Genomic DNA, 13,945 nt, shown 5'->3' on the forward strand with positions numbered 1-13,945 from the left:
TCGGGAGCGGAAGCGGCTATCGGGAGACTGGGGCGTGGAACGGTGCCGCTATCGGAATCGGCTGTCCCACCGCTCGGCTCGCGCGCCCCCCGCTCTCTCTGATCTCAGAGGCTCGCTCCGCTCGCCCGCCGCACCGTTGACTTGACCTCTTCCTGCCTCTAACATCGCCGCACATGGCAGTACCTTCTTCCCTCGTTGGACAGACTCTAGGGCGCTATCGCGTTTCGGCGCAGATCGGTTCCGGGGGAATGGGCGTGGTGTATCGCGCTACCGATCCCCGGCTGGGCCGCAGCGTGGCTCTGAAGATCGTCCCGGAAGCGCTGCGCGATCCTGAGCACCTCGCCCGCCTGGAGCACGAGGCGCAAATCCTGGCCTCTCTGAATCACCCCAACATCGCCACCATCTATGGAATTGAGGACGTCGGCCAGACCTGCTTTCTGGTGCTGGAACTGATTCCCGGCAAGACGCTGGAGGAATTTCTGGAATCCGAGCGGCCGGATGTCCGCACCTCGCTCGAGTTGTGTGAACAGGTGGCGGACGCGCTGGCGGCGGCCCACAGCCAGGGCGTGATCCACCGCGATCTGAAGCCTTCCAATATCCTGGTGACGCCGGAACAGCGGGTGAAGGTCTTTGATTTCGGCCTGGGGAAGTCGTTGTCGCTGGTTCCGGCCGAAGCCAGCTCCGTCACCGTGACCACCCCGGTCACGCCCACCCGCGAAGGCACGCTGCTGGGCACCCCGATGTACATGAGTCCGGAGCAGGCGCGTGGCAAGCCGGCGGACAAACGCTCCGACCTGTGGGCGTTCGGTTGCATTCTCTACGAGACTCTTGTCGGCAAGAAGGTTTTTGGCGGCGACACTGTGCTGGACACGGTGGCACAGATCGCCAGCGCCACGCCGGACTGGAAGGCGCTGCCGCCGGGCACACCCGAACCGGTGCGCCGCCTGCTGAAGCGGTGCCTGGAGAAGCATCCCGACCAGCGCCTGGGGGACGCGGCAGAGGCCAAGGCTGTCCTGCAGAAGGCGCTCGATGAGATGGCGATCTCCGGCCGCACCCGGCGTCCGATCTTCACAGCCGCTGGAATCTCGCTGCTGGCGATCGTGATTGCCATTCTGGCGCTGTATTGGCGACACACCCACGCTCCCGGGGTCGCGCCGCAGGTGAAACTCACGCAGCTCACTTTTGCCGAAGGGATCGAAGAGGATCCCGCGTTGTCCGCCGATGGCAAGCAGCTGCTTTACATCGCGCAGGCGGGAGGAGCCAGAAAGATCTTCCGCAAGAATCTCGAGTCGGGCCGCGAAGAACAACTCACCCATGGAGACCGTGACGACCTGCAGCCGGCGTGGTCGCCGGGTGGGAGCCGGATTCTGTTCACTCGCTCCAACCGCGCGGATGGAAAGCTGCAGCCCGGCGATGTTTTTGGCCAATACGACGATGCTGACGTCTGGGCGCTCGACCTGCGCAATGGCACTGAATACAAGCTGATCGAGAACGCCTTCAATCCTTCCTATTCGCCGGACAGCACACGTATCGCGGTGGACGCTTCCTGGGCCGGACCTCGCCGCATATGGATTCTGGACAACCAGGGACACAACCCGCAGCAGGCGACAACTGATACCTCGGAAGCCATCGTGCATCTTCGTCCGCGCTGGTCTGCGGATGGACAACGTATTGTGTTTCAAAACCAGGAACGCACGAAGTTCGATATCCGCGCGGTGGAACTGGCGTCGAAGCGGATGGTCTGGGTCACGAATGACCAGTTCCTGAATATTCATCCAGTGTGGTCGCGTTCGGGGAAGTTCATATATTTCTCCTCTTATCGCAGCGGCGGGTTGAATGTGTGGCGCGTGCCGGTGAAAGAAGATGGCTCGCCGGCCGGAGCTCCGCAACAATTGACGATGGGCGCCGGGCAGGATGTGGAACTGGCGCTGGCGGGGAATCGAAATCGCCTCGCGTTTGCCATCCTCAAGCAGAATGCCGATATCTGGCGCCTGCCGGTGTCGCCTGACACTGGCATGTCAACCGGACCTCCTCAGGCGGTGCTGGCGACTACCCGCGAAGACAGCCGCGGAGCATGGTCGCCCGATGGGCAGAGCATTGCTTTTAATTCCGACCGCAGCGGCGATATGAACATCTGGGTGCATTCCTTCAAGGACGGCAGCGACCGTCAACTGACGCGCGGTCCCGGGGGAGACTTCCAGGCGAACTGGTCGCCGGACGGAAAGCAGATTGCGTTCTTCTCGTCGCGCTCGGGCACGCCCAACATCTGGATCCTCGATGTGGAATCGGGCGCACTCCAGCAGCTGACCAAGGGCAATGTGGACCTGAATCCCTTCTTCTCCCCCGACGGGAACTGGATTGCTTATCAATCCGACCGCGGCGGCCGCCTGGAGCTGTGGGTCATGCGGCCTGACGGCAGTGATGCCCGCCAACTCACCCGCACGGGAATCACCGGCCACTTTGCGCGCTGGACTGCGACCGGAGACGGCGTGATCTACCGTTGCCCCTCTTGTGGCGGAAAACCGCAGACCATGCAGGTCAAGTTGCAAGGTGGAGATCCCGAACCTCTGGTGGAATCCGCCGGCGGCTCGCATATGTCGTTCTCACCCGATCACTCGCGGATCATGGACGTAGTTGGTCACCGCGTGCTTTGGGTTTCACCGGTTGTGGGCGGCAAGCCAGAAAAGATTTACGAATTCTCCGATCCTACCATCCGGATCGATTACCCGGTGTGGTCGCCTGATGGGAAGTGGATCCTGTTTGACCGCTTTCTGCCGCAGGGGGGTGACGTCTGGATGATGGAAAATTTTGAGTAGAGTCGGCGGGACTGTGCTATCGCCCAGTTAGCGCCGACCGGGTGGCCGCCGAAAAAGCCGTTACTTCCGAAGGTCACAGCCAGCCGACATCTTTCTTGCTTCAAACCCCTCCGCTCTGTGCTAACTTTCTGTTTCTGCCCGCGGCAGCACATGCGACGTCCTTTTCAGAGCAAAGCCGAACCGGAGCCATTGCGGCAACCCGTGCCCACTGTGCTTCCCCGCATCGGCTCACTTGATCTTGCCGCGCAGTATTGCGCCACTCCTAAGGGTGGAGATTTCTACGACTTCCTGGAAGTTGGACCCGGTCGTATGCTGGTCCTGCTGATCGATATAGCCGGCGAACGCAGTCAGGCTCTGGCCATCGCTGCTGCCGTGCAGGAAACCATCCACCAGCGTGGACCAGAGTTGTTCCGCTCCCATGTGCTGAATGAGTCGGATGCGGTAACCGAACTGACCCTTGAGGTCAACCAGACCATTCTTTCGGCGGCTGGCGGAGTGCGCTGTGCTTCCGCATTTTTTGGGTGCTACAACGAGGAAATGGGCATCATTTCTTATGTGAACCCGGGCCAGGTTCCAGCGTTAGTCCGGGACCCAGGCGGAATTACCATGCTGGAGACCAGCGGACTGCCGCTGGGTCTGTTTTCTCATGCCACCCACGACGCCATGGTTTGCGCCCTGCAGCCTGGCGCGGTTCTGGCACTGACCACCCGCGGCCTGCTGGGAGCCAGGGCCCGCGGTGAAGAGTATGGGCTCGAGCGTCTGAAAGCCAGCTTGGCTGCAGCTCCGAAGCATGGGGCTTCCGAGATCTGCGGCAAGCTGTTGGCTGATGCCGGAGATTACATCGAACAGGGTAAGAAACGCCGTTTTCTGCAGCACCTGGGCAACCGCAACGGGGGTGATCTCCCAAGTATCAATGACATGGCGGTTGTTGCCCTTGTCCACAAAGGTGCCAACACAGGTCAGGCCACCGCTGACTGACCTTAAGTCGAAGCCTCATCCTGAGGAAACCGAGGTCTCCTGATGCGCAAAATTCTGATTGCTGTTGCTGTTGTTGTTGGGCTGCTGGTTATCGCCCTGATTGCGGTAGCGGTGCTGGTCGACGCGAACACCTTCCGGCCGCAAATCGAAGCCAAGTTGCAGCAGGCTCTGGGCCGGAAAGTCACGATCGGCAACATCAAATTTTCGCCGCTCTCCGGCGCTTTGCGAGCGGACAACATCACCATCGCTGACGACCCCGCTTTCAGCAACTCCCCGTTCATTCGCGCGAAATCGCTACAGGTGGGCGTGGAGATGGGTCCGCTGATCCAGTCACGCGAGCTCCGGATTACTTCCTTGACCCTGGTAGAACCCGACGTAAACCTGTTGCAATCAGCTGACGGAAAATGGAATTTCTCCAGCATCGGCAAAACTGCGGGAACGCAAGCGGCGCCATCTTCGAAAGCCGGAACTCAGACCAAGCAGCCTCAGGGACCAGCCCCGCCCGCGTCGCGCGAAGCATTCAGTGTCGAGGCGCTGAAAATTCAGAATGGGCGGGTTACGGTGGGGCGCGCTGGTAGCAAGCCGCACTCTTATAGCGACGTGGACCTGGACGCCAAAGGGCTGGCTCCGGGCGCAGCCATTCCGTTCACCCTGACCGCCACAGCGCCGGGCGGGGGAAAGGTGAAGTTGGAAGGCAAGGCGGGTCCTCTGGATTCGCAGGATGCTGCCATGACGCCGCTTCAGGCAGCTCTGAACATCAGCGACCTGAACTTGACCTCCAGTGGCTTCTTTCCTCCTGATTCGGGCATCTCCGGAATCCTCGACTACTCTGGCAATCTCAACTCGGAGAACGGAAACCTGCATTCTCAAGGAACGGTGAAGACGCAAAAGCTTCGCATGGTGAAAAACGGCAGTCCGACCAATCTTCCGGTGTCTTTGGACTACGCGGCCAACTACGACATGCGGCGGCTGGGCGGCGTGATCCAGAAGGGCGATGTGCACGCTGGAAACCTGCTGGCCCATGTCACTGGAACTTACGACGCTCGCGGTACATCCACGGTGCTGAACATGAATTTCAATGGCCGTGCTATGCCGATGCAGGACATTGCCAATCTGCTGCCGGCATTCGGAGTCACTCTGCCCGCGGGGTCTTCACTGCAGGGCGGCACGGTGACCACGAATCTCAATCTCACCGGCCCAGTGGACCGGCTGGTCACGACCGGCAGAATAGAGATGAACAACGCCAAGCTCAGCGGGTTCAGCATGGGTTCGCAGCTGGCGACTGTGGCCCAGTTTGCGGGAGTTCAGAAGAGCAACGACACTACGATCCAGACCATGAGCGCCAACCTGCGGATCGCTCCTGATGGAACGAAGGCCGACAATATCAACCTGATTGTGGCGGAGCTGGGCGCAGTCACCGGGGCGGGCACGGTGAGCCCGACCGACAACCTGAACTTCCACATGGTGGCCAAGCTGAACACGGCGGCGGGCAGCACACTAGGCGGTCTGGCGTCTCTTGCTGGCGCGAGCGGGAAAACACCGGACACGCTGCCCTTCCGCATTGCCGGTACAACCTCGCGTCCGGAGTTTATCCCGGACGTCGGCAGCCTCGTGGGTAGCACATTGTCTCAGCAACTCTCGCAGCGGCTCAGCCAGGGACAAGGCACCCAACAGCAGAACCAGCAGCAAGACGCAGTCCAGGGGCTGGTTCAAGGCCTGCTGGGGGGAGGAAAGAAAAAAGGTCGATGAGAGAAACGGTCAACCGGCCAAATTGAAAATCCAAAGCTGGCGACTAAGCACCGCGGTTTCCCACCTCGCCGAAGAACGCCGGGCGAATTTCCAGTATCTGGAAATTTCTGATGGACTGATCCGAAGGGCGGCGATTGTCTTCTACAATTAGCCCGGCCTGATATCCCATGGAAGACGAGCAAATCAAAAGCCTGCGTGAGCACCTGCTGGAAATTCTCCGCGGCGGCGGCGCACATCTCACTCCCGACGAAGTGGTGGAGAGCATTCCAGCAGCCTTGCGAGGTCTCCGTGCCGGCAGTTTCGAGCACTCACCCTGGGAGTTGCTGGAGCACATGCGCATTGCACAGTGGGACATCTATCAATTCAGCATCAATCCCAAACACAAATCGCCGGAATGGCCAGAGGGATACTGGCCGGAAAAGCCGGCGCCTGCCAGCCCTGCCGCGTGGAGCAAAAGCGTGAAACAGTTTCTGGGAGACCTTAGAGACATGCAGCAGCTGGTGTCGAAGTCTTCCACAGATCTGTTCGCGCCGATTCCCCACGGAAGCGGGCAAACCATCCTGCGCGAAGCACTGCTATTGGCCGATCACAACGCGTATCACTTGGGTCAGATGGTGGCGGTCCGCAAGGCGCTTGAAAAGGTGTAGCATTCAGCACTCAGCATTTAGCCAAACCAATACCAAACCTGACCACAAAAACCACAAAGGACCTCAAAGGAGACTCTGCAGCAAGTTTCGGGACGATTCCGCCCGGGGCTTCCTTCGTGTCCTTCGTGGTTATGCTCTTTGGCTGATTGCTGACTGCTGATTGCTGACTGCTGCTTTAGTGCGGCGTAGTGCGCGTGGGAACGGACCCGGGGATTTTGGCCGTGGCGCGAGCAGCAGAACACTCCGCGCAGGGACAGAATTCACGCAGAAATTCCCACGAATAGATGCCATGCTCGTGACCATCATTCCAGACAAAGCGGATGGCGTACTTGCCCACACCCTCGGTATGTGTGGGCTTCAGCGCCGGCTTGAACATGGGGAGCGCACCGGGAGCGGGTTTGACTGGTTCTCCCGGCTCTCGTCCGGCTTTCTGGCGGTCGTCATCGCATAGGGCACAGGGACAGGCGTCGCGCAGGTACTGAAAGGTGTAGTGGCTGTGATGGCCATCCTTCCAGTCGATGTCCATGCCGGAGCCGCTGGAGACGTTCACCTTCACCGCCTGGGGAATCGTGGCCCGAGGATCGCGTGGGGTGGACATAACCTCAGTATCGCACGTGAGAAGGATCGGCATTTCGCCAATGGACGTGATTTGCTGATATCCGAGTGAATCCGCTAAAATTGACGCTTTGCGCTATCATTCGCGAACTTTTCTGAGGGAGTCATGGCACAAGTATGTGATGTGTGCGGCAAGGGGCCGCAGTTTGGTAACAATATCAGTCACGCGCACAACGTGAGCAAGCGCCGCTGGAACGTGAACCTGCATCCGGTGCGCGCCAAGGTCAACGGACAGACGAAGAAGATGCGGGTGTGCACCGTCTGTTTGAAGAGCGGCAAAGTCGTCAAGGCATAGAAGCAGTCAGCAGTCAGCAATCAGCAGTCGGCAAAGAGGCGCTGTACTCGGCTGGTGCCTCGATTTCCTGCCTTAGGACAACGAAGGCCGCAGGTGGGGCGCCGATCTAGTTGGGCATCACGCCAGCGCGATCACATCGATCTCCACCAGAACCTCTCTTGGCAGGCGTGCCGCCTCCACCGTAGATCGAGCGGGAGGATTCTGCGAAAAGAAGCGGGCGTAAACCTCATTCATCGCGGCGAAATCCGACATGTTCTTCAGGTAGACGGTGGTCTTGATGACGCGATCCATCTCCGTCCCCGCCGCCCACAGCAGAGCGTTGATGTTGCGCAGCACACGCTCGGTCTGCTCGGCGATGGTGCCGTTGAGAACCTGACCGGTCGCAGGATCAATGGCGATTTGGCCGGAAGTGAATAACAGGCCGCCTGCCTTGATAGCCTGCGAATAGGGCCCGATAGCCTGAGGCGCCTCCCTGGTGGCGATGACCTGCTTCATTTCGATATCCTCCGCGGACATAGCAAGATTCTACACAGAGTGACCATCGGCACTTAGCCTTCAGCAATTGCCACAGACGTCTCCTTGCAACCAATTGTCACGCGCACACCGGGGTTCCTGGTGAGGAGTTCCTGGCTGAGGCCGGGAACCCAGCCCTGAGTTATGGATTGCGGTGCAGAATGTGGGTGGCGATGTCAGGCCAGAATTCGCGGAACATCTGGGTGAGGGCGTCACGTCCGAGCGCGAAGCCATACTTCTTCATAATCTTGCCGGCCGTCTGGTCCTGGCTGGGGTAATAGGAAATTGAGATTGCCTGGGCGATGCCGCGGCCGAAGATTTCGGAGGCATTGAAGGTGCTTTGTCCCTCGTAGTTACGCGTGACAGCAACGCGCGAAGCGGCGTACCAACCGCGCTTCCAGAAGCCCCCTTCCCCCATGGCAAAGTAGCGTCCGTCCTGATGGAGAATGGTAGGGAGGATGAAGATCACCCAATAATTCCCGTCAGTCTTATCCACAAGTCCCCGCCAGTAATACTCTCCATAGCCGCCTATGCCTTTGCCTAGCTGGGGATGAGCATCCGTGGCCTCGGCCATTAACGACGTAACACCCACGAAGATGAACGATGAGTAATCGAAGCTGTTCTGGGTGGCAATCTCAAGCGCCTGTTTGGGAGTGGGAGGAGGAGGAATCGCTCCTGCACTCACAGCGCGGAAGTTGGGCATGACGCCGAGGATCCGCTTGGGCTGCTGCTTCGATACAGGTATCGCCGGCTGCACGGGATCAGCGTTGGAGGAGGATGAACTGGGCGCGTCGGGGGGACCGGCGGAGGTGGTTCCGGCTGGCGGCGAAGTTTCTGGTCGGCCCGGCGCCGGCTGGCTTGAAGACCGCTGGCTTGCTGTCCCGTCGGCGGTTCGGCCGGCCGATTCCGCGGGCATCGAAGGTGGATCGGCTTGTTGAGCAAGTGCACAAGCAGTCAGCAAGAGGATCAAGGGGCCTACAGCAAAACGCAAAGCGCTCTCCCACATCTTCAGGATTTCTTGGAATTCGGGCTGGCGAACAGTTTAACAGGAATCAGCTTGCCATATTAAAGACTCAGCTAACGATCAGAACCGTATGCCGGTTAGCAGTCCGGCAGCGAAGCGGCTAGCGGGCTCCCGACACAAACGGACGATACCTCCCCTGCGCCACAAACGTCCTTATTGGATTTTCTGCACGCGCTGCACATCGTGCACGCCAGGAATTTTGCGAATGCCGCTCACAATCCGTTCCAGGTGCTTGAGGTCCTCGATATCAATGACCACCTCGATGGTGGCCTGATTGTCGCCAGTGCGGGCTTCGATGTTGCGGATGTTGGTGTTCTCGTCGCTGATGACCGCGGTCATCTGCTTGAGCATGCCGGCGCGGTCGTCGCAGAAGACAGTCAGCTTCACCGGATAGGCGCCGCCATCCCGGCGGGCCCATTCGACATCGATGCGGCGATCGCTCTCATACATCAGATTCTGCACGTTAGGACAATGCTTGGAATGCACTGCGACACCCTTGCCGCGGGTGACGTAGCCGACGATCTCCTCGCCGCGAATGGGATTGCAGCAGCGTGCGCGGTACACCAGAAGATCGTCGTGGCCCTTGACGGAGATGGCGGAGGTCTCTCCGCCAAAAACCCGCCGCACCACGCTGGTGAGGCCGGTGGTCTTCTCCGCTTCGGAGGTCTCCTGTTCGGCAGCGACTGGCGCCAGACGGGCAAGAATCTGGCGGGCTGAGAACTTGCCGTATCCGATGGTGGCCAGCAGATCGTCCGCGCGACCGAGGCCGAGATCGGAGGCCACGCGCTGGTAGTCGGTGTCCTTGATGTCTTTGAGCGAAACGCGGTACTTGCGCGACTCTTTCTCGATCAGCTTCTTACCGATTTCTATAGCCCGCTCGCGCTGGTGTACGTTGAGCCAGTGGCGGATTTTCTGCCGCGCGCGCGACGACTTAACCAGCGTCAGCCAGTCGCGGCTGGGCTGATGACCCGGTTGCGTGATGATCTCGACGATGTCCCCGCTGCGCAGTTTGTGTCGGATCGGCACCATGCGGCCGTTCACCCTGGCTCCCACGCAGGCATGTCCAACTTCGGTATGGACCGAATAAGCGAAATCGATCGGCGTGGACTCGCGCGGCAGCGTCACCACCTTCCCCTTGGGCGTGAAGGTATAAACCTCCTCGGGGTAGAGATCGATTTTTAGCGTGGCTAGAAATTCATCGGGATCGGATACGTCCCGCTGCCACTCCACTACCTGCCGCAGCCACGCTAGCCGCTGCTCGTCTTTGGCTGAGATCGGACCGTCTTTGTACTTCCAATGGGCCGCGATACCCTCCTCCGCCATCTTGTGCATCTCTTCCGTCCGGATCTGCACTTCGAAAGCAGTACCGTTCTCCGCGATCACCGTAGTGTGCAGGGACTGATAGAGATTGGGCCGCGGCATGGCGATGAAGTCCTTGATCCGCCCGGGCACCGGCCGCCACAGGTTGTGAATGGTGCCGAGCACGGCGTAACAGTCGTTGACGCTGTTGGTGATGATGCGCACCGCGAATAGGTCGTAGGTCTGGTCCACCGTAATGCGCTGGCGCTGGAGCTTCTGCCAGATGCTGTGTAGCCGTTTGATGCGGCTCTCGACGCGCGCTTCAATTCCAGTCTCGCGCAGCTTGTCGCGGATGATCCCGGTGATGTGGGTCAGGAACTCTTCCCCTGCCTTGCGCCGCTGTTCGACGGCGTCATGCACCTGCTGGAAGGCGATGGGATCCATATAGCGGAAAGCCAGATCTTCCAGTTCGCCGCGAATCTTGCCCATGCCCAGCCTGTGAGCGATGGGTCCGTAGATATCCAGGGTCTCCCGCGCTATGGCTTCCTGGCGCTCTGGCGGAAGGTGCTCCAGTGTCCGCATGTTGTGCAGGCGGTCGGCGAGCTTGATGAGGATGACGCGAATATCATCCACCATCGCCAGCATCATCTTGCGGAGGTTCTCGGCCTGGCGTTCTTCCTTATTAGAGAAATTGATTTTGCCGATCTTGGTGACCCCTTCCACCAGGTGAGCTACCTGCTCGCCGAACTCCTTGCGCACATCGACGATGGTGACGGAGGTGTCTTCCACGCAATCGTGAAGCAGCCCGGCGGCGATCGAATTGGCGTCGAGCTTCATCTCGGCCAGGATGTAGGCGACTTCGACCGGGTGGACAAGGTAAGGCTCACCCGAGGCGCGAGACTGACCGGCATGGTGGGCTAGGGAAAAATCGTAGGCACGCCGGATGATGTCCAGATCGTCATTAGGCCGGTAAGCGCGTACCGCGCTCAGCAGGTCACGAAACCGCGTGACCCGCAACATATTCGTTGCGATCTGTTGGCGAAGGGTCGCCATGACTGATTATAGGCTGAAACTTACTCTGCCTGTGGGATTTGCCGCCCGCTGGCGAGGATTCGGTGGTACTACAACCTGATAACCTGCCGCCGCTGTCCGTACTGCCGCCGATTACCCGCTTACAAATTACCCGATCGCAATTTCCTGGAGAAGTGCTCCCAGCCGCGGATTTTCAGCCGGCGTCGTCTTCCGTTTTCTTCCAGCCAGATTTGCCGCTTGCCGGACGGAATGATCTCGCCGATCGCCGTCACCGGTACCGCACCGATCTTCGCGGGAACGCGCCACGACTTCGCTGCGGTGAACAGCAATTCGTAGTCTTCGCCACCGTGGAGAGCATATTCCAGATGATCGCTGGGCATGCTTCCTGTCCAAAGCACCGCACCCACTTCTGACTCTTGGCAGATGTGCTCGAGATCGGTGGAGATACCGTCGCTGACATCGATCATCGCTGATGCCAGCCGCTCTCGCCGAAGGTAGCGGCCAATTTCAATGCGTGGAGTGGGAAAGAAGTGTGCCGGATACGAGCGGGGACGCAATTTCTTGCCGTTGCGCAGCAGGCCGAGAGCAGCAGCTGATGACCCAGGATTTCCGGTCACGTAGATGACATCACCGGGACGCGCACCGCAGCGCAGGATGGCTTCTCCCCGCGGCACCGAACCCACCACCATGATGTCGGCGAGTATGCCCGCCGTTGACTGAGCAATATCACCGCCTGCCAGGGGCGCATGAAATCGCCGGCTCAGGCCCAGCAGGCCGCGCAGGAAGGCATCAACCCATGACTGGGGAAGCTGGGCAGGCAGCCCGAGCGAGAGAAAGGCCGCCAGGGGCTCACCTCCCATCGCCGCAATATCGCTGAGCCCGCGCGCTAGGCAGCGGTGACCCACGGATTCCGCCGGATGCCAGGCCCGCCGGAAGTGGACGTCCTCAAGGTTCAAGTCGGTCGTCACAAGAACCTCGTGGCCCGGCTGGACCCTGAGAACTGCGCAATCATCACCGATGCCCGTGACCAGTGACCTTGGTAACCTTCCCTTAAAACGTGCAAGACTTCGCAGGCGCCGGATCAGCTGTTTTTCCGGTTTGGGCAAGGCAGCCGAACTATACACGACTGCCATCAAAAAACCACACTGCCGGTCCCTGAATGATTGGCAGGATGAGAGTTGCTGGAGTAATTCGCGAAGGGTCGCACAAGTTCATGGTCCAAGGTTTCCCCTTGGAAAGTTGACACTGAAAGAAGCCGTCTGTTAGCCTCCAGCTTCCACGAGGCTCCGGAACCTTCGCCCGGGAGTCTCGCTGAGCAGCAAGTGATTCGCTCCCAATTCTGGAGGAGGAGGCCGCGCGCCGGAGACCCACTAGGCAAACCTGCCTCGCGCGGCGACGGAATGAAGTTGGCCCCGGTGCCCTGAGGTCCGTGTGCTTGGCTCGTGGGCGGTTCATTTCTGTTTTGGAGTGGATTATTGCGTAAACGGACTTACATCCTGTTCGTGGCTCGGGACGCCGACGGAGAGCTGCGTAAAGTCAACATTCCCCTGCACTATGCCTACGTCTTCATGGTAGGCGCGCTGATCGGCATGCTGATGGTCACGGGCATGGCCGGATCGTATACCCGCATGCTGATGAAGGTGACCCGTTTCAACCAGCTCCGTTCCGAGACCGCCGCCTTGAGGAATCGTTACAGCCGCCTGGAACAAGCGGCCCGCGAAAAGGACATGCAGGTGGCATCGCTGGGCTCTCTGGCCAATGAAGTCTCGGCGCTATATGGATTGAAATCCGATCCCGTGCTCAAGAAGCTCACCGCGGATGAGGGTGACGCGGACGTGGAATGGTCGCTTGACCAGCTCACTGCCCTGCGCCGTACTGCGCTGAGCGGAGCCGCTACGCTGGGCGTTTCCATGAATCTCGCGCATCCCACCATGGAAGACTGGGCGCGGCTGGCGCAGGTACCAACGTTGTGGCCGGTGGAGGGTCCGATCACCGCGGCTTTCGGTGAGCGCATTGACCCGTTCAACGGTGAAGGTGCATTTCACCGCGGCGTCGATATCTCCAGCGAATTCGGATCACGGATTGTCGCTCCGGCCGAGGGCGTGGTCATCTTCGCCTCTGCCTACGCAGGCTACGGTCGCATGATTGAAATCGATCACGGACGCGGGGTTGTAACCCGCTACGGGCACCTGTCAAGCTGGGCCGTAACCGCCGGACAACATGTTCAGCGTGGTCAGGTGATCGGGTATGTGGGCAGCAGCGGCCGCAGCACGGGACCGCATCTGCACTACGAAGTCTGGCTGCACGATGTTCCCGTAAATCCCTACAAATATCTGCGAGTCTCCACTACCACCGCCCTGGCGGGCGGATCGTAAGCAAGCATTCAGCACTCAGCGATCAGCAATCAGCAGTTAGCACTTGGTAGCTGTCTTCATCGCCTGGATACAGGACCTAAATCTGCCTGGCACGAGAGCTGACGATAAACCGCAATATCACTCATTCACGCGCCAATGAGGGTTTTGAGTGCTAACGCCTTCTTAGCGACAGTTATCTGGGGTTCGCTGGGACCTGTCATCGATTAGGAAGAGGCAGCGTCGGGAGAGCGAAGGAGGAATCCCACGGGATTCACTCCCTCGCTAACAGCAATCAGTGTTTTTTGTGCCAGGCAGAAGTTACCGCGAGCTTCGTGTCGCACACTGTACATAGGGTCGGCATACGGTGGTAGGTCTCAACTGTCGCGCTGGCGTCAACGTTAATATCAGGGGGATCGACGAATGGTACCTTGCTCAGATCGAAATATACCCCGTAGAAGTCATAGGTAAACCGAATGTTGTCGCAATCGGTGAATGCTAGCAACCCGCGCACACCGTCCAGTTCATAGGAGTCTGGCGCTGGCGGAAAGGCGTCGCTGCTCGTGTACATCGAGATTTCATGGCCGATGTAGCGGTTTGCTTTGTATTTAACAAGTTGTCCCGCC

The 13,945-nt window shown here is 59.6% G+C and carries 13 protein-coding genes; 7 read left to right on the top strand and 6 right to left on the bottom strand.

The genetic code is table 11. The annotated features are described in order from the left end of the window. The first annotated feature begins 173 nt into the window (after window positions 1-173). From VEG30_00005 to VEG30_00020, 4 genes are all read left to right on the top strand, one after another. Window positions 174-2,816, top strand: a complete 2,643-nt coding sequence (locus VEG30_00005) for a protein kinase (protein ID HXZ78283.1) — start codon at window positions 174-176, stop codon at window positions 2,814-2,816. A gap of 150 nt (window positions 2,817-2,966) precedes the next feature. Then, a complete protein-coding gene (locus VEG30_00010) occupies window positions 2,967-3,794 on the top strand; it encodes a PP2C family protein-serine/threonine phosphatase (protein HXZ78284.1) in 828 nt (275 codons plus the stop codon). A 42-nt stretch (window positions 3,795-3,836) separates the two neighbouring features. Beyond that, window positions 3,837-5,543 (top strand): AsmA family protein, encoded by a 1,707-nt coding sequence (locus tag VEG30_00015; protein HXZ78285.1) that lies wholly within the window; start codon window positions 3,837-3,839, stop codon window positions 5,541-5,543. Between the two features lie 167 nt (window positions 5,544-5,710). Beyond that, window positions 5,711-6,190 carry a DinB family protein gene (locus VEG30_00020; GenBank protein ID HXZ78286.1) on the top strand — a complete coding sequence of 160 codons (480 nt, stop codon included), beginning with the start codon at window positions 5,711-5,713 and terminating at the stop codon, window positions 6,188-6,190. Window positions 6,191-6,365: 175 nt separating this feature from the next. Here the strand turns inward: VEG30_00020 and VEG30_00025 are convergent, their stop codons facing one another. Then, a complete protein-coding gene (locus VEG30_00025) occupies window positions 6,366-6,788 on the bottom strand; it encodes a DUF971 domain-containing protein (protein HXZ78287.1) in 423 nt (140 codons plus the stop codon). A 123-nt stretch (window positions 6,789-6,911) separates the two neighbouring features. Between VEG30_00025 and rpmB the strand changes: the two genes are divergently transcribed. Next, complete coding sequence (gene rpmB, locus VEG30_00030) at window positions 6,912-7,100, top strand: 50S ribosomal protein L28 (GenBank protein HXZ78288.1); 189 nt, start codon at window positions 6,912-6,914, stop codon at window positions 7,098-7,100. A gap of 117 nt (window positions 7,101-7,217) precedes the next feature. On the opposite strand, the gene VEG30_00035 is transcribed toward rpmB, so the two are convergent. Then, window positions 7,218-7,595, bottom strand: a complete 378-nt coding sequence (locus VEG30_00035; protein ID HXZ78289.1) for a RidA family protein — start codon at window positions 7,593-7,595, stop codon at window positions 7,218-7,220. Between the two features lie 160 nt (window positions 7,596-7,755). Continuing rightward, the gene (locus VEG30_00040; GenBank protein ID HXZ78290.1) at window positions 7,756-8,316 is read right to left on the bottom strand and encodes a hypothetical protein; all 561 of its coding nucleotides are present in this window, start codon (window positions 8,314-8,316) and stop codon (window positions 7,756-7,758) included. On the opposite strand from VEG30_00040, the gene VEG30_00045 reads away from it, so the two are divergent. Further along, complete coding sequence (locus tag VEG30_00045; GenBank protein HXZ78291.1) at window positions 8,315-8,551, top strand: hypothetical protein; 237 nt, start codon at window positions 8,315-8,317, stop codon at window positions 8,549-8,551. The two genes, VEG30_00040 and VEG30_00045, sit on opposite strands and share 2 nt — an antisense overlap. Before the next feature lie 239 nt (window positions 8,552-8,790). On the opposite strand, the gene VEG30_00050 is transcribed toward VEG30_00045, so the two are convergent. Together VEG30_00050 and thiL are read right to left on the bottom strand one after the other, a co-directional pair. Further along, entirely contained in the window at window positions 8,791-10,989 is a 2,199-nt protein-coding gene (locus VEG30_00050; protein ID HXZ78292.1) for a bifunctional (p)ppGpp synthetase/guanosine-3',5'-bis(diphosphate) 3'-pyrophosphohydrolase, read from the bottom strand. Window positions 10,990-11,108: 119 nt separating this feature from the next. Then, complete coding sequence (gene thiL, locus VEG30_00055) at window positions 11,109-12,101, bottom strand: thiamine-phosphate kinase (GenBank protein ID HXZ78293.1); 993 nt, start codon at window positions 12,099-12,101, stop codon at window positions 11,109-11,111. A gap of 342 nt (window positions 12,102-12,443) precedes the next feature. Between thiL and VEG30_00060 the strand changes: the two genes are divergently transcribed. Then, window positions 12,444-13,343, top strand: coding sequence for a M23 family metallopeptidase (locus VEG30_00060; protein ID HXZ78294.1), 900 nt, complete (start codon window positions 12,444-12,446; stop codon window positions 13,341-13,343). A 271-nt stretch (window positions 13,344-13,614) separates the two neighbouring features. On the opposite strand, the gene VEG30_00065 is transcribed toward VEG30_00060, so the two are convergent. Beyond that, the coding region (locus VEG30_00065) for a hypothetical protein (protein ID HXZ78295.1) at window positions 13,615-13,945 on the bottom strand (331 nt) is incomplete at its 5' end.

The sequence above is a fragment of the Terriglobales bacterium genome, assembly GCA_035624455.1.
GTDB lineage: Bacteria > Acidobacteriota > Terriglobia > Terriglobales > Acidobacteriaceae > DASPRM01.